Origin of the sequence: Agathobaculum sp. Marseille-P7918 (assembly GCF_964248325.1) — a bacterium.
GTDB lineage: Bacteria > Bacillota > Clostridia > Oscillospirales > Butyricicoccaceae > Agathobaculum.
In genome coordinates this window covers 77,820-103,160 of sequence record NZ_CAXTXI010000001.1, presented here as the reverse complement: position 1 = coordinate 103,160, position 25,341 = coordinate 77,820, and the positions used below count along the sequence as shown (strand labels likewise).

The 25,341-nt window shown below is 53.0% G+C and carries 18 protein-coding genes and 1 tRNA gene; 13 read left to right on the top strand and 6 right to left on the bottom strand.

The window, feature by feature from the left end; all coding sequences use genetic code 11:
* Nucleotides 1-50: 50 nt before the first annotated feature.
* From gltA to ACESSO_RS00480, 3 genes are all read right to left on the bottom strand, one after another.
* On the bottom strand, nt 51-1,442 hold the full coding sequence (gene gltA / locus ACESSO_RS00490; protein ID WP_373163042.1) for an NADPH-dependent glutamate synthase: 1,392 nt from the start codon (nt 1,440-1,442) through the stop codon (nt 51-53).
* Nucleotides 1,443-1,444: 2 nt separating this feature from the next.
* A complete protein-coding gene (locus tag ACESSO_RS00485) occupies nt 1,445-2,296 on the bottom strand; it encodes a sulfide/dihydroorotate dehydrogenase-like FAD/NAD-binding protein (protein WP_373163040.1) in 852 nt (283 codons plus the stop codon).
* Nucleotides 2,297-2,418: 122 nt separating this feature from the next.
* Nucleotides 2,419-2,673 (bottom strand): SH3 domain-containing protein, encoded by a 255-nt coding sequence (locus ACESSO_RS00480; RefSeq protein ID WP_373163038.1) that lies wholly within the window; start codon nt 2,671-2,673, stop codon nt 2,419-2,421.
* A 215-nt stretch (nt 2,674-2,888) separates the two neighbouring features.
* Between ACESSO_RS00480 and ACESSO_RS00475 the strand changes: the two genes are divergently transcribed.
* The 13 genes from ACESSO_RS00475 to ACESSO_RS00415 all read left to right on the top strand — a co-directional run bounded on the left by ACESSO_RS00475 (nt 2,889) and on the right by ACESSO_RS00415 (nt 20,815).
* Nucleotides 2,889-3,701 (top strand): ABC transporter substrate-binding protein, encoded by an 813-nt coding sequence (locus ACESSO_RS00475; RefSeq protein ID WP_373163036.1) that lies wholly within the window; start codon nt 2,889-2,891, stop codon nt 3,699-3,701.
* 81 nt (nt 3,702-3,782) lie between these two features.
* A complete protein-coding gene (locus ACESSO_RS00470; protein WP_373163034.1) occupies nt 3,783-4,514 on the top strand; it encodes an amino acid ABC transporter permease in 732 nt (243 codons plus the stop codon).
* On the top strand, nt 4,501-5,223 hold the full coding sequence (locus ACESSO_RS00465) for an amino acid ABC transporter ATP-binding protein (RefSeq protein WP_373163032.1): 723 nt from the start codon (nt 4,501-4,503) through the stop codon (nt 5,221-5,223). The genes ACESSO_RS00470 and ACESSO_RS00465 overlap by 14 nt, the downstream gene beginning before the upstream one ends.
* Nucleotides 5,224-5,457: 234 nt before the next feature.
* Nucleotides 5,458-9,165, top strand: a complete 3,708-nt coding sequence (gene rpoB / locus ACESSO_RS00460) for a DNA-directed RNA polymerase subunit beta (RefSeq protein ID WP_373163030.1) — start codon at nt 5,458-5,460, stop codon at nt 9,163-9,165.
* A 53-nt stretch (nt 9,166-9,218) separates the two neighbouring features.
* Nucleotides 9,219-12,752 (top strand): DNA-directed RNA polymerase subunit beta', encoded by a 3,534-nt coding sequence (gene rpoC / locus ACESSO_RS00455; protein ID WP_373163028.1) that lies wholly within the window; start codon nt 9,219-9,221, stop codon nt 12,750-12,752.
* Nucleotides 12,753-12,978: 226 nt separating this feature from the next.
* Entirely contained in the window at nt 12,979-13,221 is a 243-nt protein-coding gene (locus ACESSO_RS00450) for a ribosomal L7Ae/L30e/S12e/Gadd45 family protein (RefSeq protein WP_373163026.1), read from the top strand.
* A gap of 65 nt (nt 13,222-13,286) precedes the next feature.
* Entirely contained in the window at nt 13,287-13,706 is a 420-nt protein-coding gene (gene rpsL, locus ACESSO_RS00445; RefSeq protein WP_054327684.1) for a 30S ribosomal protein S12, read from the top strand.
* 188 nt (nt 13,707-13,894) lie between these two features.
* Nucleotides 13,895-14,365 (top strand): 30S ribosomal protein S7, encoded by a 471-nt coding sequence (gene rpsG / locus ACESSO_RS00440; protein WP_054327683.1) that lies wholly within the window; start codon nt 13,895-13,897, stop codon nt 14,363-14,365.
* A 35-nt stretch (nt 14,366-14,400) separates the two neighbouring features.
* The gene (fusA, locus tag ACESSO_RS00435; RefSeq protein ID WP_373163023.1) at nt 14,401-16,503 is read left to right on the top strand and encodes an elongation factor G; all 2,103 of its coding nucleotides are present in this window, start codon (nt 14,401-14,403) and stop codon (nt 16,501-16,503) included.
* 80 nt (nt 16,504-16,583) lie between these two features.
* A complete protein-coding gene (gene tuf, locus ACESSO_RS00430) occupies nt 16,584-17,789 on the top strand; it encodes an elongation factor Tu (protein WP_373163021.1) in 1,206 nt (401 codons plus the stop codon).
* Between the two features lie 98 nt (nt 17,790-17,887).
* A complete protein-coding gene (locus ACESSO_RS00425) occupies nt 17,888-18,121 on the top strand; it encodes a hypothetical protein (protein ID WP_373163019.1) in 234 nt (77 codons plus the stop codon).
* Nucleotides 18,122-18,259: 138 nt separating this feature from the next.
* Nucleotides 18,260-18,559: a hypothetical protein gene (locus tag ACESSO_RS00420; protein ID WP_373163017.1), complete on the top strand. Its 300-nt coding sequence runs from the start codon at nt 18,260-18,262 to the stop codon at nt 18,557-18,559.
* Nucleotides 18,560-18,580: 21 nt separating this feature from the next.
* Nucleotides 18,581-20,815 carry an ATP-dependent RecD-like DNA helicase gene (locus ACESSO_RS00415; RefSeq protein WP_373163015.1) on the top strand — a complete coding sequence of 745 codons (2,235 nt, stop codon included), beginning with the start codon at nt 18,581-18,583 and terminating at the stop codon, nt 20,813-20,815.
* A 408-nt stretch (nt 20,816-21,223) separates the two neighbouring features.
* On the opposite strand, the gene ACESSO_RS00410 is transcribed toward ACESSO_RS00415, so the two are convergent.
* The 3 genes from ACESSO_RS00410 to treP form a co-directional block, all read right to left on the bottom strand.
* Nucleotides 21,224-21,312: transfer RNA gene (locus ACESSO_RS00410), tRNA-Ser, on the bottom strand.
* Between the two features lie 217 nt (nt 21,313-21,529).
* Entirely contained in the window at nt 21,530-23,182 is a 1,653-nt protein-coding gene (gene treC, locus ACESSO_RS00405) for an alpha,alpha-phosphotrehalase (protein WP_373163013.1), read from the bottom strand.
* Nucleotides 23,183-23,200: 18 nt separating this feature from the next.
* A complete protein-coding gene (treP, locus tag ACESSO_RS00400; RefSeq protein ID WP_373163011.1) occupies nt 23,201-25,162 on the bottom strand; it encodes a PTS system trehalose-specific EIIBC component in 1,962 nt (653 codons plus the stop codon).
* Between the last annotated feature and the right edge of the window lie 179 nt (nt 25,163-25,341).

Here is a 25,341-nt window from a genome sequence, read left to right as displayed (position 1 = left end):
TTGTATACAAAAACACCCTGCCGGTCGGCAGGGTGTTTCTCCATTGCGGATTACTGTTTATTCTTGATGTACTCATCCATCGCCGCTGCTGCACGCTTGCCCGCGCCCATGGCGAGGATAACGGTAGCTGCGCCGGTAACGGCGTCGCCGCCGGCGAACACGCCGTCCTTGGATGTGATGCCGTGCTCGTCGTCTGCAATGATGCAGCCCTTGCGGTTGGTGTCCAGACCCGGCGTGGTGTGACGGATCAGCGGGTTGGGGCTGGTGCCAATCGCTGCGATGACACAGTCCAAATCGAGCGTGAACTCCGAGCCTTCGACCGGCACCGGACGGCGGCGGCCGGACTCATCCGGCTCACCCAGTTCCATCTGCTGGCACTTCATGCCGGTCACGTTGTAGTTTTCGTCCGACATAACTTCCAGCGGAGCGGTCAGGAACTTGAAGATGATGCCCTCTTCCTTGGCGTGATGAATTTCCTCCAGACGGGCGGGCAATTCCTTCTCGGAACGACGGTAAACGATGTAAACATCTTCTGCACCCATACGCTTGGCGCAACGCGCCGCGTCCATGGCAACGTTGCCGCCGCCAACGACCGCAACCTTGTGTGCGTGGAAAATCGGTGTGTCTGAGCCTTCCTGATATGCTTTCATCAGGTTGATGCGGGTCAGATATTCATTGGCCGAGTAAACGCCGTTGGCATTTTCGCCCGGCACGCCCAGGAAGGACGGCAGACCAGCACCCGAACCGACAAAGATCGCTTCATAGCCGTCGGCAAACAGTTCGTCAATGGTTTCCGAGCGGCCAACAACAAAGTTGAGCACAAATTCAACGCCAAGGTCTTTGAGCGTGTCAATTTCCTTCTGCACGATTTCTTTGGGCAGACGGAATTCCGGAATGCCGTACATCAGCACGCCGCCCGCAGTGTGAAGCGCTTCGAATACAGTCACTTCGTAACCCATACGCGCCAGATCACCTGCGCAGGTCAGGCCTGCAGGGCCGGCGCCGACAATTGCGCACTTGTGACCGTTGGGAGCGGGCTTTACCGGCTTCTCTTCGCCGTGCTCACGCGCATAGTCAGCGACAAAGCGCTCCAGACGGCCGATGGCAACCGGCTCACCCTTGATGCCGCGCACGCACTTCTGCTCGCACTGGGTTTCCTGCGGACATACACGACCGCAGACAGCGGGCAGGGCAGAGGTCTCCTTGATCTTGGCGGCAGCTTCGAGGAACTTGCCCTCGGCAACCAGTGCGATGAACTCAGGGATTTTTACCTGTACCGGGCAGCCGGTGATGCAGGGCTTATGCTTGCAGTTGAGGCAGCGCTGTGCTTCCTCGATTGCCATTTCCGGCGTGTAGCCGAGCGTTACTTCATCAAAATTCTTATTGCGCACGTCCGGCGCCTGCTCGGGCATGGGCATTTTGTTCGGATTCATATTCGGCATTGTTACTTGACCTCCATCTTGTACAGGTTGCAGTGCTCCTCGCGGCGTTCCACTGCCTGCTTTTCCTGTGCCTTGTACATCGCGCCGCGGCGCATTGCACTGTCAAAATCAACAAGATGGCCGTCAAAGTCCGGGCCGTCAACGCAGGCGAACTTGGTTTCACCGCCGACCGTCAGGCGGCAGCCGCCGCACATGCCGGTGCCGTCAACCATGATGGTGTTCATGGAGACAATGGTCTTGATGCCGTAGGGGCGGGTAACCTCGGAAACAAACTTCATCATGATCATCGGGCCGATGGCAATGACTGCGTCGTACTGGTTGCCTGCGTCAATCAGCTCCTTGAGCTTATCGGTAACAAAACCCTTGTGGCCGTTCGAACCGTCATCGGTCATAATATAAAGGTTGGTAGAAGCGGCCTTCATTTCGTCCTCAAGGATAACAATGTCCTTATTCCGGAAACCTGCAATCAAATCGACCTCGCAGCCCATCTCGTGCAGTTTCTTTGCCTGCGGGTAGGCAATCGCGCAGCCGAGACCGCCGCCGACTACCGCAACCTTCTTAAGGCCTTCCAGCTCACTTGCCTTGCCCAGCGGGCCGACAAAGTCATGCAGGCAGTCGCCCTCGTTCAGCGCGCCGAGCGCCATTGTGGTTGCGCCGACCTCCTGGAAAATGATCGTGACCGCACCCGTCTCACGGTTATAGTCCGCAATGGTGAGCGGAATGCGCTCGCCGTCCTCGCTGACGCGCAGGATGATGAACTGGCCGGGCTCGGCCTTGCGCGCCACGTGCGGCGCGTCAATCACCATCAGCTTGGTATTCGCGTTCAGCGTCTGCTTTTTCAAAATCTGATACACTAAATTTCGTACCTCCTTGCGTTTATCGCATCGAACACATCTATTATACTGTTTATGCAGGCTGAACGCAAGGAGAAATCCGGACGGAAAGACAGATGTTTTCGCCCGAAAGACAGCACAAATTAGTAATTCAGCACAATAGTATCGCCGGAAACAAAGCCCTGACACGGACCGTAGCGTACAGCATGCCAGTCAGCCTGACGGCCGAGCACCACAAGTTGCGCGCCGCATGGCACATTGCCGACGATTGCTGCATGGGAGGATGGCTTGGCGTAGATGGAGACAACGCCGGAATGGGATTCCGCGGTCGCGGTCGTGCCGTGCGGATGTCTGCCTGTAAGCTGCGGAGATGGGAGAGGGTATGTATGGTAACGCATGGGGATGACCTCCTATAAAATAAGGTACTGTCAAGCTATGCAGGCAGGCTGAAAAAGGTCACAGCGCAAATTTGTTGTGGATATGACGAAAAGCAGTGTGATTTTTGTTGTGTTTTTGCTGATTTAGAGGTTGAATTTTTAAACAGGCCCATGTATAATAAATCTTGTTTGAAATGTCCGGTCCGCAAGACCGGCAATTAGGAGGAGAGAAAACAATGAAAAAGCTTTCTATTGCGATGCTGAGCATGCTGCTGGCAGGCTCGATGCTGCTGACTGGCTGCGGCGGCAACAATGCACAGACTTCGGATAATGGTCAGGACGAGAGCAATGCTGCGGAAACCAGCACGGATTACAAGCTGGCTGTGGATGGCACGCTGACCATGGCAACCAATGCATTCTTTGAGCCGTACGAGTACTATGAGGGCGAAGAGATTGTCGGCATCGACGCTGAGGTTGGCAAGGCAATTGCCGATAAGCTCGGCTTGGACTTCGCCATTTCCGATATGGAGTTTGATTCGATCATCACTGCGGTTTCGTCCGGCAAGGCGGATATGGGTATGGCCGGCATGACCGTTACGCCTGAGCGTGAGCAGAATGTAAACTTCTCGCAGACCTACGCAACGGGCGTACAGTCCATCATTGTTCCCGAGGGTTCGGATATTGCTTCTCCGGATGACTTGGCTGGCAAGAAGATTGGCGTACAGCAGGGCACCACGGGCGATCTGTACTGCACGGATGACTTCGGCGAAGAGGCGATGAGCCGCTACAGCAAGGGCACGGACGCAATCATGGCGCTGACGCAGGGCAAGATTGACTGCGTTGTTATCGATAACGCTCCGGCACAGAAGTATGTGGAAGCAAACGAAGGTCTGAAGATTCTGGATACCGCTTATGCGGAGGAAGATTACGCGATTGCGTTTGCAAAGGACAACACCGCGCTCAAGGATGCGGTTGACGCTGCACTGGGCGAGCTGATTGCAGACGGTACTGTTCAGTCGATCATTGATAAATATATCACGGCGGACTAAGTGAGCAAACAAGCTGTGGGGACGGCCTGTAATGGCCGCCCCCTCTGCGCATTTTGATAAATAAAAAGGGGGATTGTGCCGGTGTCAGATTTTATCCAATGGTTTCAGCAACAATTTTACCAGACCTTTATTGAGGGCGACCGGTGGTACATCTATTTTGCCAAGGGTCTTGGCACGACGCTGGAGGTTACGGTCGGGGCGCTGATTCTCGGTGTTGTAATCGGTGTGTGTATTGCAATTATTCGCTCGGCCTATGATTCGCAGCGTGTACACTGGCGTGGTCTGGGTGGTATACTGCTCGGACTGGGGAATCTTGTCTGTAAGGTGTATCTGACGGTTATTCGTGGTACGCCCAGCACGGTGCAGCTCCTGATCATGTATTTTATCATTTTCGGTTCCTCGCAGAACATGATTGCGGCAGCGATTATCTCCTTTGGTGTCAATTCCGGCGCTTATGTGGCGGAAATTGTTCGTTCCGGCATCATGTCGATCAATAAGGGACAGATGGAGGCGGGTCGGTCGCTGGGACTGAATTATGCGGCTACCATGCGCTATATTATCATCCCGCAGGCGATTAAGAACATTCTGCCGGCGTTGGGCAACGAACTCATTACGCTGCTCAAGGAGACTTCAATTTGTACGGTTATCGGTTTGATGGATTTGACCAAGGGCGCAATGATTGTGCAGAGCCGTACCTATGCGCCGTGGATGCCGTATCTGTCGATTGCAGTCATCTATCTGGTCATGGTATTGGTTTTGACCAAGCTGCTCGGTATTCTGGAAAGGAGGCTGCGCGCAAGTGATCAGCGTTAAAAACTTACACAAATCCTTTGGCGATCACAAAGTACTGATCGATGTGAATGAGCATATCGAGAAGGGTGAAAAGGTCGTTATCATTGGGCCATCCGGCTCGGGTAAATCCACTTTTCTGCGTTGCCTGAATCTGTTGGAAGAGCCGACAAGCGGTGAGATTATTTTTGAGGGACAGAATATCACCTCGAAGCAGACAGATATCAACTTGGTGCGCCGCAAAATGGGCATGGTGTTCCAGCAGTTCAATCTGTTTCCGCACCTGACTGTGAAGGAAAACATCAAGCTCGCTCCTGTCAAACTCAAGGTGATGACGGATGCGGAAGCAGACAAGCGCGCCATGGAATTGCTTGCGCGTGTCGGTTTGCCGGACAAGGCGAACAGTTATCCAATTCAGCTTTCCGGCGGTCAGCAACAGCGTATTGCAATTGCGCGTGCGCTGGCGATGAACCCGGATGTGATGCTCTTTGACGAGCCGACTTCGGCGCTTGATCCGGAGATGGTCGGTGAAGTGCTGGAGATTATGAAGGAATTGGCGGATGACGGCATGACGATGGTCGTGGTGACGCACGAAATGGGTTTTGCTCGTGAAGTGGGTACCCGTGTGCTGTTTATGGACGGCGGCAATATTGTCGAGCAGAATGAGCCGAAAGCCTTCTTTGAGCATCCGCAAAATCCGAGATTAAAGGACTTTTTGTCCAAAGTGTTGTAAAAATCAAAAAAGCGGACGGTGAAAACCGTCCGCTTTTTATACAAAAACAACCTTGACGTATTGTAGAAAAACATGGTATAATAAAACGCTTACAAAATCGTGGAAGAATTCCCGATTCCTAACTACATGTTAGCACGGTCTGCAAGAGAATGCAAGACCAAAAACAATATTTTCGCAACGCCGCCGGGCGTATCAACACCAACACAGCCGAAAGAAACGGAGTGATCAAAGCACATGAAGGTGAAAGACGTACAGCACGGCAAAACCACACGAAAGAGCTTTGCGCGCATCAATGAGATTCTGGAGATGCCGAATCTGATTGAGGTGCAGAAAAAGTCGTATCAGTGGTTCCTCGATGAGGGGCTGCGTGAGGTTTTCGCCGACACCGCGTCCATCACGGACTACACTGGCAATCTGGAGCTTTCTTTCCTCGACTATTCGATGGATGAGGAGCCGAAGTACAGCGTCGAAGAGTGCAAGGCGCGAGACGCCACATATGCTTCGCCCTTAAAGGTGCGTATGCGCCTGCGCAACAAGGAAACCGGCGAAATCAAGGAACAGGAAATCTTTATGGGTGATTTCCCGAAGATGACCGATTCCGCGACCTTCATCATCAACGGTGCAGAGCGCGCCATCGTGTCGCAGTTGGTCCGTTCGCCCGGTGTGTACTACGGCAAAGAGTACGACAAGACTGACAAGATGATTCTGTCTGCAACGGTAATCCCGTACCGCGGCGCATGGCTGGAGTATGAGACTGATGCAAACGACGTGTTCTATGTCCGTATTGATAAAAACCGTAAGATTCCGATTACGAGCTTTATCCGTGCTATCGGTGTCAAGACCGATGCGGAAATCAAGGAACTGTTCGGTGAGGACCCGCTGATTCTTGCGACGCTGGATAAGGATCCGGCGCATACCTCGGATGAGGCACTCATCGAGATTTACAAGAAGATGCGTCCGGGTGAGCCGCCTTCTGTTGAGTCGGCAACCAGCCTGATGGACGCGATGTTCTTCGATATGCGCCGCTATGACATTTCTGCGGTTGGCCGTTACAAGTACAACAAGAAGCTGGATATTGCCCGCCGCATCACCGGCCATAAGCTGCTCAGCACTGCGGTTGACCCGATGACCGGCGAAGTTCTGGCGGAAGAAAATGAGGTGCTCGGCCGTGATAAGGCGCGCTTGCTGTCGCGTCGTGGTGTCAACCATGTGACGATTGAGTCTGGTGAGGGCACAGCGGTCAAGGTGTTCGGTAACGGCATGGTCGATATCGACGATTTCAGCGACTATACCGGTTTTTCTGCTGAAGAACTTGGCGTGAAGGAAAAGGTTCGCTTCTCCGTTCTCAAGGAGATCATTGATTCGGGTGTTTCGGGTGAAGAGATGAAAAAGACCATCACCACCCGCATGCACGACCTCATCCCGAAGACCATCATCGTTGACGACATGCTGGCATCCATTTGCTATCTGCTGGGACTTGGCCATGGTATCGGCACAACCGACGATATTGACCATCTGGGCAACCGTCGTCTGCGCTGCGTAGGTGAGCTGCTCCAGAACCAGTTCCGCATCGGCTTCAGCCGTATGGAGCGTGTGATCCGTGAGCGTATGACCATTCAGGATCTGGATATTGTTACGCCGCAGAGCTTGATCAACATTCGCCCTGTGACTGCAGCGATCAAGGAATTCTTTGGTTCCTCTCCGCTGTCGCAGTTTATGGACCAGAACAACCCGCTGGCAGAGTTGACGCACAAGCGCCGTATGTCTGCGCTGGGTCCCGGCGGTCTGTCGCGTGACCGCGCATCCTTCGAAGTGCGTGACGTACACTATTCGCACTATGGCCGTCTGTGTCCGATTGAGACGCCTGAAGGTCCGAATATCGGTCTGATTTCTTATCTGGCAACCTATGCGCGCATCAATGATTTCGGATTCATTGAAGCGCCGTACCGCATCATTGATAAGGAGCACGGCCGTGTAACCGATCAGGTACAGTATATGACGGCGGATGTCGAGGACGAATATATCGTCTGTCAGGCGACCGAGCCGATTGATGAAGAAGGCTATCTGCTCAATGAGCGTGTTACCTGCCGTATGCGTGACGAATTCGTTGAGGTCGACCGCAAGGACGTTGACCTGATGGATGTTTCGCCCCGCATGATGGTTTCGGTTGCGACGGCGTTCATTCCGTTCCTCGATCACGATGACGCAAACCGCGCACTGATGGGCGCGAACATGCAGCGTCAGGCGGTTCCGCTGCTCAAGACCGAGGCGCCGGTTGTTGCAACCGGTATGGAGTATAAGGCTGCGGTTGACTCCGGCACGATTCCGCTGGCAGAGGGCGACGGTGTGGTTACCCGCGTAACCGCACGCGAAGTGATTGTTCAGTATGATAACGGTGAAGAAAAGACCTATCATCTGACCAAGTTCCTGCGCTCCAACCAGTCCACCTGTATTAACATGCGCCCGATTGTTGATTTGGGCGAGCGCGTTAAGAAGGGTGATGTGCTGGCGGATGGTCCTTCGACCGATAAGGGTGAGATTGCGCTTGGCAAGAACGCGCTGATCGGCTTTATGACCTGGGAAGGCTACAACTACGAGGACGCCGTTCTGCTCAACGAGCGTCTGGTACGTGATGACGTTTATACCTCGATTCACATTGAGGAATACGAATCCGAATCCCGTGACACCAAGCTCGGGCCGGAAGAGATTACCCGCGACATCCCGAATGTCGGTGAGGATGCGCTGCGCAACCTTGACGAGCGCGGCATTATCCGCGTAGGCGCTGAGGTGCAGGCGGGCGACATTCTGGTTGGTAAGGTCACGCCCAAGGGCGAAACCGAGCTGACTGCGGAAGAGCGCCTGCTGCGTGCGATCTTCGGCGAGAAGGCGCGCGAGGTGCGTGATACCTCTCTGCGTGCGCCACACGGCGAGAGCGGTATCGTAGTTGACGTGAAGGTGTTCACCCGTGAAAACGGCGACGAGCTGAGCCCGGGCGTCAACATGGTAGTCCGTGTGTATATTGCGCAGAAGCGCAAGATTTCGGTCGGCGATAAGATGGCGGGCCGTCACGGTAACAAGGGTGTCGTTTCCCGTATTCTGCCGCAGGAGGATATGCCGTTCCTGGAGGATGGCCGTCCGCTTGATATCGTTCTGAACCCCTTGGGCGTTCCGTCCCGTATGAATATCGGTCAGGTGCTCGAAGTGCATCTGGGCTTTGCAGCAAAGAAGCTCGGCTGGAAGGTCGAGACGCCGGTATTCGATGGCGCAACGCTGGATGACATTAAGGAAACGCTGGTGGCTGCCGGTGTGGATGAAGACGGTAAGAGTGTTGTTTACGATGGCCGTACCGGTGAGAGGTTTGACAACCGCGTAACCGTCGGTTATATGTACTACCTCAAGTTGCACCATCTGGTTGACGATAAGATTCATGCTCGTTCCACCGGCCCGTACTCGCTGGTTACCCAGCAGCCGCTCGGCGGTAAAGCGCAGTTCGGCGGCCAGCGCTTCGGTGAGATGGAAGTTTGGGCCCTCGAGGCGTATGGCGCGGCTTATACCTTGCAGGAAATCCTGACGGTTAAGTCGGACGATATTACCGGTCGTGTCAAGACCTACGAGGCAATTGTTAAGGGTCACAACGTGCCGCAGCCGGGTGTGCCGGAGTCGTTCAAGGTTCTGGTTAAGGAGCTTCAGTCGCTGTGCCTGGATATTCAGGTGCTCGATGAAAATATGGAAGTTATCGAGCTGGCCGAGGATGATGAGGATGAGGCGGATTTCATCCGTCCGATGGAGCAGGCTGTTTCGGGCGCGGATGAAGAATTTACTGCTGCCGGCTTTGGTATCAACGATGCTGAGGAAGGCGATACCGATCTCTTTGCACTGGATAGCGCCGTCGAGGATGGCGATGATGCCGTGGATGATTTTGATGATGGCCTGAGTGAGTAAGAAGCAAGGACGACAAAATCATCTGTGAATAGGGAAGGAGCATCTTAAAATATATGGGATATCATACGTTTAACGCCATTAAGATCGGTCTGGCCTCTCCTGACCTGATCCGTCAGTGGTCGTACGGTGAAGTAAAAAAGCCCGAAACCATCAACTACCGCACGCTCAAGCCGGAAAAAGACGGCCTGTTCTGCGAACGCATCTTTGGCCCAACCAAGGACTGGGAATGCCACTGCGGCAAGTATAAGAAGGTCCGTTTCAAGGGCAAGATCTGCGATAAGTGCGGTGTAGAAGTAACCCGTGCCAAGGTGCGCCGCGAGCGCATGGGCCACATCGAGCTGGCCGCGCCTGTATCGCACATCTGGTACTTCAAGGGTATTCCGTCGCGCATGGGCCTGATTCTGGACATCAGCCCGCGCGTGCTGGAAAAAGTTCTGTATTTTGCAAACTATATTGTGATTGATCCGGGCGATACGCCGCTGATGAAGAAGCAGATTCTGACTGAGGCGGAGTACCGCGATATGCGCGAAAAGTACGAGGATGACTTCCGCGCCGGTATGGGTGCGGAGGCTATTAAGGAGCTGCTGGCAGAGCTGGATCTGGAGCAGCTCTCCAAGGAACTGACCGCTGAGCTGCGCGAGTCCTCCGGTCAGAAGCGTCTGCGCATCATCAAGCGCTTGGAGGTTGTCGAGTCGTTCCGGTTGTCGCATAATCGTCCCGAGTGGATGATTATGGACGTGGTTCCGGTTATTCCGCCGGAAATTCGTCCGATGGTACAGCTGGACGGCGGTCGTTTTGCAACGAGCGACTTAAACGACCTGTATCGCCGTGTCATTAACCGCAATAACCGTCTGAAGCGTCTTCTGGAGTTGGGTGCGCCGGATATCATCGTGCGCAACGAGAAGCGTATGCTGCAGGAAGCGGTTGACGCCCTGATCGATAACGGCCGTCGCGGCCGTCCGGTCACCGGTCCGAACAACCGTGCGCTGAAGTCGCTGTCCGACATGCTTAAGGGCAAACAGGGCCGTTTCCGTCAGAACCTGCTCGGCAAACGTGTTGACTATTCCGGACGTTCGGTTATCGTCGTCGGTCCGGATCTCAAGATTTATCAGTGCGGTCTGCCGAAGGAAATGGCGCTCGAGCTGTTCAAGCCGTTCGTCATGAAAAAGTTGGTTGAGGACGGCGCGGCATCCAATATTAAATCTGCAAAGAAGATGGTAGAGCGCGCCAAGCCTGAGGTTTGGGATGTGCTCGAGGGCATCATCAAGGGCCATCCGGTTATGCTGAACCGTGCGCCGACACTGCACCGCCTGGGTATTCAGGCGTTTGAGCCGGTACTCGTTGAGGGCCGTGCCATCCGTCTGCATCCGCTCGTATGTACGGCGTTCAACGCCGACTTCGACGGTGACCAGATGGCGGTACACGTGCCGCTGTCCGCTGAGGCGCAGGCTGAGGCGCGTCTGCTGATGCTGTCGGCAAACAACCTGCTCAAACCGCAGGACGGTAAGCCGGTTACCATTCCGTCACAGGATATGGTGCTTGGTTCCTACTATTTGACGATTGATCGTGAGACCGAGCCGGGCGCGGGCAAGGTGTTCCGCGATCCGGACGAAGCATTGATGGCATATACGGAAGGCATCGTTGGAATTCACGCGCCGATCAAGGTGCGCATGACGCGTGAAATCGGCGGCAAGCAGGTTTCCAAAATTGTCGATGCAACGCCGGGCCGTTTGATCTTCAACGAGCGCATTCCGCAGGATCTTGGTTTTGTAGACCGTTCCGATCCGGAAAAGATACTGGATCTGGAGATTATGATGACCTGCGGTAAGAAAGAGCTTGGAAAGATTATCGACAAGTGCATTCACGTGCATGGCTTCAATAAGACCGCAGAGGTGCTTGACGCAATCAAGGCGATGGGCTACAAGTACTCGACTAAGGGCGCGTTGACGGTTGCGGTTGCCGATATGCTGGTGCCGGAGGATAAGGCCACCTTGATTCATGAGTCTGAGCAGCAGGTTGCGAAGATTGACAAGAAGTATAAGCGCGGCTTTATTACCGACGACGAACGTTACCGCCTGACGGTTGCCGAGTGGGAATCCACTACCAAAAAGGTTACTGCGAAGCTGCAGGAGAACATGCGCGAGCAGCGGTTTAACCCGATTCACATGATGGCGGATTCCGGTGCGCGTGGTTCTATCAACCAGATTCGTCAGCTGGCCGGTATGCGCGGTCTGATGGCATCCACCTCCGGTAAAACCATCGAAATCCCGATCAAGTCCAACTTCCGTGAGGGCCTGTCGGTTTTGGAATACTTTATTTCCGCGCGTGGTGCGCGTAAGGGTCTGGCCGATACCGCGCTTCGTACCGCGGACTCCGGTTACCTGACCCGCCGTCTGGTTGACGTTTCGCAGGATGTTATCATCCGCGAGGAGGACTGCGGCGCAACCAAGGGCATCTGGGTTGAGGATATTAAGGAAGGCAACCAGATCATCGAGCCGCTGCGCGAGCGTCTGCTCGGTCGTTATCCGGTGGACGATATCTGCCATCCGGAGACCGGCGAAGTGATCGTACCCAAGTCCCGCATGATGAACGAGGCGGATGCGGATGCGGTTCTCGCAGCAGGTATCACCCGTGTTCAGATTCGTTCGGTTCTGGAATGCCGCGCACGCAAGGGCGTCTGCAGCCACTGCTATGGTATCAACCTGGCAATGGGTACTCCGGTCGGCAAGGGCGAAGCAGTTGGTATCATTGCTGCGCAGTCCATCGGTGAGCCGGGTACGCAGCTGACCATGCGTACGTTCCACACCGGCGGCGTTGCCGGTTCGGATATTACGCAGGGTCTTCCGCGAGTTGAAGAGTTGTTCGAGGCACGTAAGCCGAAGAAGGCGGCGACGCTGGCGGAAATCAGCGGTGTTGTCAACATCGAGGAATCCAAGCGCACAACGGTCAAGACAGTCAATGTGGTCAATCCGCAGACTGGCGATATGCGCTCCTATCAGCTGGCATCCTCGTCTGGTATCCGCGTAACGGACGGTCAGGAAGTGCCGCAGGGCTTCCAGCTCAACGAAGGCTCGCTCAATCCGCATGACATTCTGCGCGTGCTTGATCCGCGTGCAGTGCATGACTACGAGATCAAGGAAGTACAGAAGGTTTACCGTCAGCAGGGCGTTGATATCAACGATAAGCACATTGAGGTTATCGTGCGTCAGATGATGCGCAAGGTGCGCGTTGAGGACGCTGGCGACGCAGAAGTGCTGCCGGGTTCTGTAATGGATCTGCTCGAGTTTGAGGACTATAACCAGAAGGTACAGGATCGCATTGATGCGGGCGAAGAAGGTCTGCGTCTGGCAGTTGCGGAACCGACGCTCATGGGTATTACCAAGGCGTCTCTGGCAACCGATTCGTGGATGTCGGCCGCTTCCTTCCAGGAGACCACTCGCGTGCTGACCGATGCCGCAATCAAGGGCAAGGTTGATCCGCTGATGGGTCTGAAGGAAAACGTCATCATCGGTAAGCTGATTCCGGCGGGTTCCGGTGTGACCGAATACTGTGACGGCCATTACGAGCAGACGGTTGATCTGGATTGATAATCGTCTCACTAAAATAATGGTATAAAAAGCAGGAGACAGGGGAATGCTGTAAGGCGTTCCCCTGTTTTGGCAGCTTCATAAATTGATAAGTGCACAGAGAAGTCATGTATTCGATTAACAATGGTAAAATTCACACTAAAATGAAGAAAAACTCCGTAAAAATGCTTGACTTCCAGATGGAAAAGACTTATACTAATGAAGTATGCCGTATAGGAGGGTTAGTATGCTTTCAGAACTTCGCACGGCGCACAAGGTTATTGGCGTGAAACAATCGAAAAAAGCCATTCGAGACGGCAAGGCTCAAGAGGTATTTGTGGCGCTCGATGCTGAAAAACGTGTGGTTGGTCCGGTTTACGAGCTTTGCAGCGAAACGGATACCAAACTCACGGAAATCACCACCATGACCGAGCTCGGCGATGCAGCCGGTATCGATGTCGGTGCGGCAGTCGTGACGGTTTTGCGCTAAGCTGTTTTGTTGAATCGCGCACAAAGCGCTTTTCATAAATATCTTTGAAAGAAGGAGGAAATAAAATGCCAACTTTTAACCAACTCGTCCGTAAGGGTCGCGAGGCAGTCGTTTACAAATCTACGGCACCGGCTCTGCAGGTAGGCTACAATTCTCAGAAGAAGAAGGCCACCGATCAGTCCGCTCCGCAGAAGCGCGGCGTCTGCACGACGGTTAAAACCATGACGCCGAAGAAGCCGAACTCTGCGCTTCGTAAGGTTGCTCGTGTAAAGCTGACCAACCAGATGGAAGTTTCCGCTTACATCCCGGGCGAAGGTCACAACCTGCAGGAGCACTCTGTTGTTATGGTTCGCGGTGGCCGTGTTAAGGACCTTCCTGGTGTCCGTTACCACATCATCCGCGGCACGCTGGATACCCAGGGTGTAGCGAACCGCCGTCAGGCTCGTTCCAAGTACGGCGCGAAGCGCCCGAAGGCCGGCAAGTAATTTTGCCACCCACAAGGTTTTGCGAGAATTAAAAGTTTTCAGCAAAGCACTCATGCTTTGTCTGAGGCGTTTTATATCCGATTTATCTGATAAAACGGGTATTTACCTCGGACAGGCATTACAACGGCTGTCATGAAGGCACGCCGGAGTACCTATGAAATCAAATTATTTTGAAGGAGGGAAGTAAAGTGCCAAGAAGAGGTAATGTCCCCAAGAGAGACGTTCTGCCTGATCCGCTTTATAATTCCAAGCTCGTCACCAAGCTGGTAAACTCTATCATGCTCGACGGCAAGAAGGGCGTATCGCAGAAGGTTGTTTATGGTGCTTTCGATATCGTCCGTGAAAAAACCGGACGTGAACCGCTGGAGGTTTTCACCGAAGCGATGGAGAACATCATGCCGTCGCTGGAAGTTAAGGCGCGCCGTGTAGGCGGCGCTACCTATCAGGTGCCGATGGAAGTGCGTCCGGAGCGTCGTCAGACCCTGGGCCTGCGCTGGATCACCAAGTATGCCCGTGCCCGTTCTGAAAAGACCATGCGTGAGCGTCTGGCTGGCGAGATCATGGATGCCTGCAACAATCTGGGCGGTGCTGTCAAGAAGCGCGAGGATACGCACAAGATGGCGGAAGCAAACAAGGCGTTTGCACACTACCGTTATTAATCTGCGATCCGCTGAGCGTTTGAAAGGAGAGCAATATGCCTAGAGAATATTCCCTGGAAAGAACCAGAAATATCGGCATCATGGCGCACATCGACGCCGGTAAGACTACTACCACCGAGCGTATTCTGTATTACACCGGTGTAAATCACAAAATCGGCGATACCCACGACGGTACCGCTACCATGGACTGGATGGAGCAGGAGCAGGAGCGCGGTATCACCATCACCTCCGCTGCTACCACCTGCCACTGGTCGGGCTCCCAGCATCAGTTCCCGGAGCACCGCATCAACATCATCGACACCCCGGGCCACGTTGACTTTACCGTAGAAGTAGAGCGCTCTCTGCGCGTTCTCGACGGTTCTGTTACCGTATTTTGTGCCAAGGGTGGCGTTGAGCCCCAGTCCGAAACCGTATGGCATCAGGCGGACAAGTACAAGGTTCCGCGCATGGCGTTTGTCAACAAGATGGACATCATGGGCGCAGACTTCTTTAACGTTGTCGGCATGATGAAGGACCGCCTCAAGTGTAATGCGGTTCCGATTCAGCTGCCGATCGGTGTTGAGGATAGCTTTAAGGGCATCATCGACCTGATCACCATGCGTGCAGAGGTTTATTATGACGACCTCGGCAAGGATGTCCGTGATGAGGATATCCCGGCTGATATGATGGATCAGGCGAAGGAGTATCACGACGCGCTGTGGGAAGCAGTTGCTGAACTGGACGAGGACCTCATGATGAAGTACCTCGAAGGCGAAGAACTGACCATTCCGGAAGTGAAGGCTGCGATTCGTAAGGGTACGATTTCCAATGAGATCGTTCCGGTACTCTGTGGTACTGCTTACCGCAACAAGGGCGTTCAGCCCCTGCTTGATGCAGTTATTGAGTATATGCCTGCTCCGACCGATATTCCGGACATTAAGGGCATCAACCCGAAGACCGAAGAGGAGGATTCCCGTCCGTCTTCTGACGACGCGCCGTTCTCCGCTCTCGCGTTTAAGATTGCAACCGACCCGTTTGTTGGTCGCTTGACCTTCTTCCGCGTTTACTCCGGTACGATTACCGCCGGTTCTTCGGTTCTTAATGCGACCAAGGATCAGCGCGAGCGTCTGGGTCGTATCTTGCAGATGCATGCAAACCACCGTCAGGATATTGATTGCGTATATTCGGGTGATATCGCTGCAGGCATCGGCTTCAAGAACACGACCACGGGCGATACGCTCTGTGATGAAAAGCATCCGATTATCCTCGAGTCCATGGAGTTCCCGGATCCGGTTATCCGCGTTGCGATCGAGCCCAAGACTAAGGCTGGTCAGGAGAAGATGGGCATTGCGCTGGCAAAGCTGGCGGAAGAAGACCCGACCTTCAAGACCTACACCGATGAGGAAACCGGCCAGACTATTATCGCTGGTATGGGTGAGCTGCATCTGGAAATCATCGTTGACCGTCTGCTGCGTGAATTCAAGGTAGAAGCCAACGTAGGTTCGCCTCAGGTTGCTTACAAGGAAACCATCCGTCGTTCTGCTGATGTGGATCAGAAGTATGCACGTCAGTCCGGCGGTAAGGGCCAGTACGGCCATGTTAAGATTATTGTTGAGCCGAACGAGTCCGGTAAGGGCTATGAGTTCATCAACAAGATCGTTGGCGGTGCGATTCCGAAGGAATATATTGAGCCTGTTAATCAGGGTATTCAGGGTGCAATGCAGGCTGGTATTCTGGCAGGTTACCCGGTTGTTGACGTAAAGGTTACGTTGTACGACGGTTCTTATCACGAAGTCGACTCCTCTGAAATGGCATTTAAGATCGCCGGTTCTATGGCGTTCAAGGAAGCTATGAAGAAGGCTGATCCGGTTCTGATGGAGCCGATCATGCAGGTCGACGTTCTGGTTCCGGAGGATTATATGGGTGACGTTATCGGCGACCTTAACTCCCGCCGTGGCCAGATTCAGGGTATGGAGCCGCGCGGCGGCGTGCAGGCGATTTCGGCTGCCGTTCCGCTGAGCGAAATGTTTGGTTATGCGACTGCGCTGCGTTCTCGCACGCAGGGCCGTGGCCAGTATACCATGCAGCCCAGCCACTACACTGAGGTGCCGAAGAGTATTCAGGAGAAGATCATCGACGCCCGCAATAAAAACGACTAAAACTATTGCATTTTTCTGTGAATTGCAGTAGAATAAATTCACCATGACTTTGAATTTAATTTACGAGGAGGATATCCACAATGGCAAAGGAAAAATTTGACCGCTCCCTGCCGCACGTTAACATCGGTACTATCGGCCACGTTGACCATGGTAAGACCACGCTGACCGCGGCGATCACCAAGGTTCTGGCTCTCGAGGGCGAGGCTGAATATCAGGCTTACGACTCGATCGATAAGGCTCCGGAAGAGAAGGAGCGCGGCATTACCATCAACACTGCGCACGTTGAGTATCACACCAAGAACCGTCACTATGCGCACGTTGACTGCCCGGGCCACGCTGACTACGTTAAGAACATGATCACCGGTGCTGCTCAGATGGACGGCGCTATCCTGGTTGTTTCTTCCGCTGACGGCCCGATGCCCCAGACCCGTGAGCACATCCTGCTCGCTCGTCAGGTAGGCGTTCCGTATATCGTTGTATTCATGAACAAGGTTGACCAGGTAGACGACGAGGAGCTCCTCGATCTGGTTGAGATGGAAATCCGTGACCTGCTGTCCTCCTACGAGTTCCCGGGCGATGACATCCCGGTAATCCGTGGTTCTGCGCTTCAGGTTCTGACCTGCGATTCTACCGATCCGAATGCTCCGGAGTACAAGTGCATCCACGAGCTGATGGACGCTGTTGACACCTATATCCCGACTCCGGACCGTGCTGCTGACAAGCCGTTCATCATGCCGGTTGAGGACGTATTCTCTATCACCGGTCGTGGTACCGTTGCTACCGGCCGTGTTGAGCGTGGCCAGCTGAAGATGGGCGAGGAAGTTGAGATCGTTGGTCTGATGGACGCTCCGCGCAAGACTGTTGTTACTGGTATCGAAATGTTCCGCAAGCTGCTGGACTATGCTGAGGCTGGCGACAACATCGGTGCTCTGCTCCGTGGTATCCAGAAGAACGAGATCGAGCGTGGTCAGGTTCTGGCTAAGCCCGGCTCCATTCACCCGCACACCAAGTTCCACGGTCAGGTTTACGTTCTGAAGAAGGAAGAGGGCGGCCGTCATACTCCGTTCTTCAACAACTACCGTCCCCAGTTCTACTTCCGTACCACCGACGTTACTGGCGTTATCACTCTGCCGGAAGGCACTGAGATGTGCATGCCGGGCGATAACGTTGAGATGGACGTTGAGCTGATCACCCCGATCGCTATCGAGGAAGGCCTGCGTTTCGCTATCCGTGAGGGTGGCCGCACCGTAGGTTCCGGCGTTGTTACCAAGATCAACGCTGACTAATTGTTGATAATTTTAAAAGCTCCCATGCTTGCATGGGAGCTTTTTCTTGTTTAATTGCACATTCCTTGCGGCAAAATATCCATAAGGAGGGATGCGCTATGGAACAGGATAAAATGAAGCAATATCAGATGGAGGCGGCGCAGAAGCAATTTGAGTGGTTCTCTTGCAGTAAACCTACTGCTTTACCACAAGATGGTGGGAGGCAAGCGTCGGACGGTGCTCCTGAGGGAATTGCTTTACCGCCACATGAACGAGGGTGCGGTTCTGCACATCCCATGCGCGGGACAAACAGCCAAGATTTGACGGAATGGTGCATGAAGCACGAAACATGATGCAAAGCTGCCGGAAGGATTCCGGCAGCTTTGCTATGGGTTGGGATTTTACATTTATTTCGTCTTGTGTTACAATAAATCGAGTAATGGAACCAGCAGTTTGCTTGCCGCATAGCATGAAAACAGGAGGGGAGACTCATGTCTGTTTTTTGGGAAGCGGTACTTGCAATTTTCGCTGCCATAGGATTGTATACGTTTTTACATGTGGTTTATGAGTTATGTTTTGCACGATTGCTGCGTATGCATGGTTCGGCAGAGCTGACGTTGTACGGCGATGGCAATGATGCATCCAGTGAGCAGATGATTCGGATTGCACTGCGCGTGCGTAAGCAATATTTACCCGGGTTGTCTATCACATTTGTCGAGATCGGCTGCGGCGGAGAGGATAATATCGCAAAGCATTTGGCCTCACGACAGGATATCATGTATTTGGAATGAGAGAAAGAGGAACGGTTTAGCTTGGATGAGAGAGAATATGTGCTGATACGAGGCACAGTGGAGCAAATTGTTTTTTATAATCAGGAAAATGGATATGCAGTTTTGCGTTTAAGCTCGGATGACGGTGCGGAGGTTACGGCAACCGGTACCTTCCCGAATATTGGCTTGGGAGAAGAAGTCATTCTGACCGGAACATGGGTGACACATCCTTCGTACGGTGAGCAGTTTGCAACTGAAGCGTTTGAGCGTCGTTTGCCATCCTCAGTGCGGGGGATTGCGGAGTACTTAAGTTCCGGCCTGATTCGCGGTATTGGTCCGCGGTTGTCTTCTCGTATTGCGGAAAAGTTCGGGGAGGATACCTTTGATGTGCTGGCCTATGAGCCGGAACGATTGACCGCTATTCGCGGAATTACAGAGAAAAAGGCGAGGGAGATTGGCCGGCAGTTCACTGAACAGAATGAGATGCGTCTGCTGATGGATTTTTTAGCGGAGCATCGCCTGCCGGTTTCCCTGACGCCGCTTTTGTATAAGCGCTTGCGGGATAGTGCAATTGATGCGCTGTGTGAAAATCCGTATCTGCTTTGCGATCCCTATTATGATGTGGATTTCAAGTTGGCGGATGGGCTTGCGATGGAGTTAGGACTTTCGCTGCTGTCGGATGAGCGCGCAGATGCGGGCGTTTTATACACGCTGGTATTTAATCTCGACAACGGACATACGTTTATTCCCGTGGAAAAGCTTACGGCGGCAGTCTGCTCGCTGCTCTCCGATGAGGATGTGCAGTTTGATGAGGATCGTGCCCTAGCAGCGATTGAACGGTTAAGAGAGCGCGGACGGTTGGTTTGTGAGCATATTGCCGGGAGGGACGCAGTATATCTGCGCGATTTGCATGATGCGGAGGCGTATCTGGCAGAAATGCTGGGCAGCATGGCGGAGCGTAATTATCAGTACGATTTCGATGTAGATGAGCTGCTCAAAGCGTTGGTGCTGGACAGCGAGGTGCCATATTCGGAAAAGCAGAAACAGGCGATAACGATGGCGGCGCGCAACGGATTGGTCATTCTGACAGGTGGTCCCGGAACCGGTAAAACAACAACCGTGCGCGGCATTTTGCAGGTGTTCGAGGCGTTGGGATTGAATACGTTGCTGGCGGCGCCAACGGGACGTGCGGCAAAACGGTTATCGGACTTAACCGGGATGGAGGCTAAGACCATTCACCGTCTGCTGGAAGCGGGATTTGGTATGGGAGGTCGCACTGCATTTGCACGGAATTTGACTAATCCCTTGGAGTGTGATGCAGTCATTCTGGACGAGGTATCCATGGTGGATATCACGCTGATGCAGGCGCTTATTGAGGCGCTCCCGCACGGTGCGCGCTTGGTTTTGGTAGGAGACGCCGACCAGCTGCCTCCTGTTGGACCGGGAAATTTTCTGCGAGATATCATCGGTTCTCACCGTGTGCCCACCATTCAGCTGACAGATATTTTCCGGCAGGCACAGCAGTCTGATATTGTTATGAATGCCCATGCGGTCAACGAGGGACACATGCCGGTGCCGTCCGGCGCAGATGGTGACTTTTTCTTTTTAAAGCGTTCCGATCCGGCTGCGGTGATTGAAACGGTGGCGCAGCTTTGTGCGGCACGGCTGCCAAATCACTATGGGCTGTTGCCGTCGCAGATTCAGGTGCTTTCCCCAGCCAGACGGCAGGGGAGCGGCACTATTGCGCTCAACCGGCGACTTCAAGAAGCGCTGAATCCCCCGGCAGAGGACAAGCTGGAAAAGCGCTTTGGGGACTGGATCTTCCGCGAGGGTGACCGGGTGATGCAGGTGCGCAACAATTATGATATTATTTGGGAAAAACGAGAGAATGACGAGCAGGGTACGGGTATTTTTAATGGCGATGTAGGGGAGATATTGCAGATTTTTCCGCGACAGGAATGCATGGTGATTCGTTTTGATGATCGCATTGCCACCTATACCTATGATATGTTAGGCGAGTTGGAACTGGCCTATGCGGTAACGGTTCACAAGTCACAGGGCAGCGAATTTGATGCGGTGGTATTGGCGTTGTCTGATTCTTTGCCGCGTCGATTGTTGACGCGCAATATCCTATATACGGCAATTACACGAGCAAAGCAACTGCTGGTGATCGTCGGCAGTCAGGACGTGGTGGCATATATGGTCGGAAATAATCAGAAAGGACGCAGATACAGTGCACTGAAAGCGCGGTTACGCGAAGAATCTACTGCCGAATAAGTCAGTGGAGAAGATTTTTAAACTTGAAAATGAATAAAAAAACAGCAACCAATATGGCTGCTGTTTTTTTAGCTTTCATTGATAAAAATATACTGGGTATAAAACAGGTATCGAAAGAGAACACAGCTTATCCTTCTTATACGCTTACGTTAATCTCGTTCCCGCTTGTGAGTGTTAATGTTCCAACACCCGTTTGGATAATCCAATGTTCCACTGATTTTCTCGTGATGCCATTGAGAATGCTGGAGTCAAATGTCTGACCTGGCTACCAATCGGGATTTGCTTCTATGGTCTGAGATATGGAAAAAGTCTAAAACCACTGACAGGAGAAGAGTTTCAGCAAAAAAACCTCTACTTGAAATCAAGCAAATGTCAGCCATTTGTTTGGTTCAAGTAGAGGTGTTTCGTTGGCGCAGCGGGTGGGATTCGAACCCACGTGCCGTTGCCGGCAAACTGATTTCGAGTCAGCCCCGTTATGACCACTTCGATACCGCTGCATATCAAATACCTGCTCTGCACAGTGCTTTGTTATTATATCATGCGAGAATGAAAAAAACAAGCATTTTTTTGAATAATGGAAAAATACGTTTGTAATTATTAAACTTAAGCTATTATAGATTCTTGCTGCTCCTGCACGCTAGAAAGGGGCGGAGGTTTAAAAGCAAAAGCAGCAGGCTGCGAGACACTGCTGCTTTTGGATTTGCATAGAAATGATTATTTTGCTGCACGATACAGAATTAGAGATTCATAAGGACGCAAATGAAGTTTGGTCTGTACAGAGGAATTGGCATAGTTGGAGAGCAGGCAGGTGAAACCGTTAAGAGCGATCGGGCAATTCCAATCCACTTCCGTGCGGTAAAAGTTGTTGACAACGACGAGCTGTTCGCCGTGGAAACGGCGGGTATAGGCTAGCACGGACGGATGGTCTTCGCTCAGTGGCGCGAAGTCACCATAGGCGATCACATCATACTGTTTACGCAGTGCAATCAGCTTGCGGTAGTAGGAGAACACCGACTCCGGGTCGTCTACCTGTGCCGCAGCGTTGATGCGTGTATGATTGGGGTTAACGCTCAGCCACGGTTCGGCTGTAGTAAAACCGCCGTGCGCGCTGGTATCCCACTGCATGGGCGTGCGCGCATTGTCGCGTGAATGGACGCGCAGAATGTCATAAACGCTGTCTTCATGCAGACCGCGTGCGCGCAGAATGTGATAATGGTTGATGCTTTCCACATCACGGTACTGGTCGAGCGAGGTAAAGCCCGCATTGGTCATGCCAATCTCTTCGCCCTGATAAACGTACGGTGTACCGCGCAGGCAATGGATGACTGTACCCAGCATCTTGGCCGATTGTGCCCAGTATTCGTTTTCGTCTCCAAAGCGGGAGACGACGCGCGGCTGGTCATGGTTGCACCAGAATACTGCGTTCCAGGCGTTGTGTTCGCTCATACCAGTTTGCCACGAGAATAGGATGTTCTTGAGCTTGCCGAAATCGAACGGTACCAGCACCCATTTTTCATTGCCGACAAAGTCCACCTTGAGATGGTGAAATGAGAATACCATACTGAGTTCGCCCGTATCTGCCCCGGCATAACGGAAGCAGTTTTCCATGCTGGTGCTGGACATCTCGCCGACCGTAATAATCTCGGCATCTGTGCCGAAAGTTGCGGCGCTCAGTTCGTGCAGAAACTCGTGTACGCGCGGACCGTCCGTATAGAAGCGGCGGCCGTCACCTTCGTTGTCGGATTCATAGGAGCCCTTGCTGATGAGGTTGACCACATCAAAGCGAAAACCCTTCACACCCTTGTCCATCCAGAAGCGGATGACGTTTTGCAGTTCTTTGCGCACGCGCCGATTTTCCCAGTTGAGGTCAGCTTGCGTCGGGTCGAACAGATGCAGATACCATTTGCCTTTTTCGGGTACATACTGCCATGCGCTGCCGCCGAACTTGCTCTCCCAGTTGTTGGGAGGCGTGCCGTCCGATCCGCCTTCGCGCCAGATATAGAAATCTTCGTAATCTTTATCGCCCGCCATGGCTTTTTGGAACCATTCGTGCTCGGTCGAGGTGTGGTTAAATACCATATCGAGCATCAGGCGGATACCGCGCTTGGCGGCTTCCCTAGACAGCGTTTCAAAGTCTGTCATTGTGCCGAAGCGCGGGTCGACGGCACAGTAGTCGGCAACATCATAACCGTTGTCGCGCTGCGGGGAGGGGAAGAAAGGGTTGAGCCAGATGTAATCCACACCCAGCGCCTTGAGATAGTCAAGTTTGGCAGTCACGCCGCCTAAATCGCCTACGCCGTCGCCGTCCGAGTCAAAAAAAGATTTAAAGTAGCACTGATAAACGACACTTTTGCGAAAATCAAACATTTCAGTTTTCCTCCTGTTTCAGGCAAGTTCGGCTGCAACCGTCTCGCCATGTTTGGCATCAATGCCTGTGTGGAATGTCATATTGGTGTGGCCCGCCGGTTCCGTGACGATGAATACTGTGGTCTTGGGATGACCGGCGGCTGCGATTTTGTTCGGGGAGAATGTAATGAGCTTGTCTCCTGCCTTGACCGTGTCGCCTTCGTGAACGAACAGGGTGAAACCGTCGCCTTTCATATCCACCGTATCCACGCCGATATGGATGAGCAGTTGAGTGCCGTCTGCCAGCGTAAGACCGCAGGCATGACGGCTGTCCTCCATGACAGCCGAAACAGTAGCATCAGCCGGAGCATAGATGGTATCGCTCGTCGGTTCAAAGGCCATGCCTTCACCCATGATGCCTTGGGAGAACACGTCATCCGACACTTCGGACAGCGGCAGGGCGTGACCGTCACAGATTGCCTTAAGTGTAATACAGGCACGAGAGTCCGGTGTTTTTACTGCTGCCGGTGCAGCGGCGGTTTCCGCTGTGGAAGCCACAGTCGGAGCGGATTCCATCACGCGATCCTCGCGCGACAGCTTGCGGCTGCCCACGATATAGGTCAGCACAAACGGCACGATGATTGCAGCGGCCATCGCCAGCAGGAAGTTAAGCCAGTATTCGGGGAAGATGGAGAGGATGCCCGGCAGACCGCCGACGCCGATGCTGATGGCAGTGACGCCTGTGCCGATTGAAATGACTGCGCCGCAGGCTGAACCGATCATGCCGCATACGAGCGGGAAACCATATTTTAGGTTGACGCCGAACAGCGCCGGCTCGGTAACGCCAAGATAGCAGGAGATACATGCCGGGATATTCACCTGTTGTGCGCGCTCATTGCGCTTTTGAAGGAAGGACATAGCAAGCACTGCTGAGCCTTGTGCAATATTAGACAGCGCAATCATTGGCCAAAGATTGGTGCCGCCGTAGGTGTTGACCAGTTGAGAGTCGATTGCATTGGTCATGTGGTGCAGGCCGGTCATGACGATTGGTGCATAGAACAGGCCGAAGAGTGCGGCAAAGACCAGTTTGAAGTTAGAAGCCAGACCCATGTTGACGATGTTTGCAATAAAATCGCCGATCTTCCAGCCGATTGGGCCGACGACCGTGTGTGCGATCAGCACAGCAGGCACCAGTGCACAGAATGGTACAACGACCATACTGACGACTTCAGGACAGATCTTTTTAAAGAACTTCTCTAAGTAGACCAGCACAAAACCTGCCATGATTGCGGCAACAACTTGTCCCTGATAGCCAATCATTTGAACCTGCGCGAAGCCAAAATCCCAAACCGGGATTTCGTTTACCGGAGTAGTCGCTACTGAGAAACCGTTCAAGAGTTGTGGAGAAATCAGCGTCAGGCCGAGCACAATACCAAGAATTTGGGTAGTGCCCATCTTCTTTGTGATCGACCAGGTGATGCCAACCGGAAGAAAGTGAAAGATTGCCTCACCAATCAGCCACAGAAAGCTGTACATACCCGCCCAGAACTGCGACACGTCAGCCAGCGACTGAGTGCGGCCGTTGAGCAAGTCTACCTCACCGATGATGTTGCGAAAGCCCAGCACAAGACCACCGCAGATGAGTGCTGGAATGATGGGAGCGAAGATTTCACCCAGCGCGCCCATGATGCGCTGGAGGGGATTCTGATTGGTTTTTGCTGCGCTCTTGACGGCATCTTTGCTTACGCCCTCGATACCGGCATACTTAGTAAATTCCTGATAAAAGTTTGCTACGTCATTGCCGATGATAACCTGATACTGTCCAGCCTGTGTGAATGTACCTTTGACGCTGGGGATTTTTTCGATTTCCTTTTCATCGGCTTTTTGGGGATCGACAAGTACAAAGCGCATGCGCGTCATGCAATGTGAAACTGCTTGAATATTTGTCTTTCCGCCGATCTTTTCGAGCAGCGTCTGGACGTCCTGCTGGTACTTTCCCATGAATCTTCCTCCTATTGATTTTCTTTCCGCAACTTGTTTAAACAAGTTATCTCTTGAGGATAGAATACCGCTTTATGAAACGGAAAACAAGTGGATTCTTTAACAAAAAAACTAAAACTTTTTTAGGTGTTCTGTCAAGTAAAATGGATAAAATGACGGTAAAGAATCATTAAATTCGT

Bases quoted from the DNA above. Each gene is read 5' to 3' on its own strand.
- gltA (WP_373163042.1), bottom strand. From the start codon at position 1,442: ATGCCGAATATGAATCCGAACAAAATGCCCATGCCCGAGCAGGCGCCG.
- ACESSO_RS00480 (WP_373163038.1), bottom strand. From the start codon at position 2,673: ATGCGTTACCATACATACCCTCTCCCATCTCCGCAGCTTACAGGCAGA.
- ACESSO_RS00475 (WP_373163036.1), top strand. From the start codon at position 2,889: ATGAAAAAGCTTTCTATTGCGATGCTGAGCATGCTGCTGGCAGGCTCG.
- rpoB (WP_373163030.1), top strand. From the start codon at position 5,458: ATGAAGGTGAAAGACGTACAGCACGGCAAAACCACACGAAAGAGCTTT.
- rpoC (WP_373163028.1), top strand. From the start codon at position 9,219: ATGGGATATCATACGTTTAACGCCATTAAGATCGGTCTGGCCTCTCCT.
- ACESSO_RS00450 (WP_373163026.1), top strand. From the start codon at position 12,979: ATGCTTTCAGAACTTCGCACGGCGCACAAGGTTATTGGCGTGAAACAA.
- rpsL (WP_054327684.1), top strand. From the start codon at position 13,287: ATGCCAACTTTTAACCAACTCGTCCGTAAGGGTCGCGAGGCAGTCGTT.
- fusA (WP_373163023.1), top strand. From the start codon at position 14,401: ATGCCTAGAGAATATTCCCTGGAAAGAACCAGAAATATCGGCATCATG.
- tuf (WP_373163021.1), top strand. From the start codon at position 16,584: ATGGCAAAGGAAAAATTTGACCGCTCCCTGCCGCACGTTAACATCGGT.
- ACESSO_RS00425 (WP_373163019.1), top strand. From the start codon at position 17,888: ATGGAACAGGATAAAATGAAGCAATATCAGATGGAGGCGGCGCAGAAG.
- ACESSO_RS00420 (WP_373163017.1), top strand. From the start codon at position 18,260: ATGTCTGTTTTTTGGGAAGCGGTACTTGCAATTTTCGCTGCCATAGGA.
- treC (WP_373163013.1), bottom strand. From the start codon at position 23,182: ATGTTTGATTTTCGCAAAAGTGTCGTTTATCAGTGCTACTTTAAATCT.
- treP (WP_373163011.1), bottom strand. From the start codon at position 25,162: ATGGGAAAGTACCAGCAGGACGTCCAGACGCTGCTCGAAAAGATCGGC.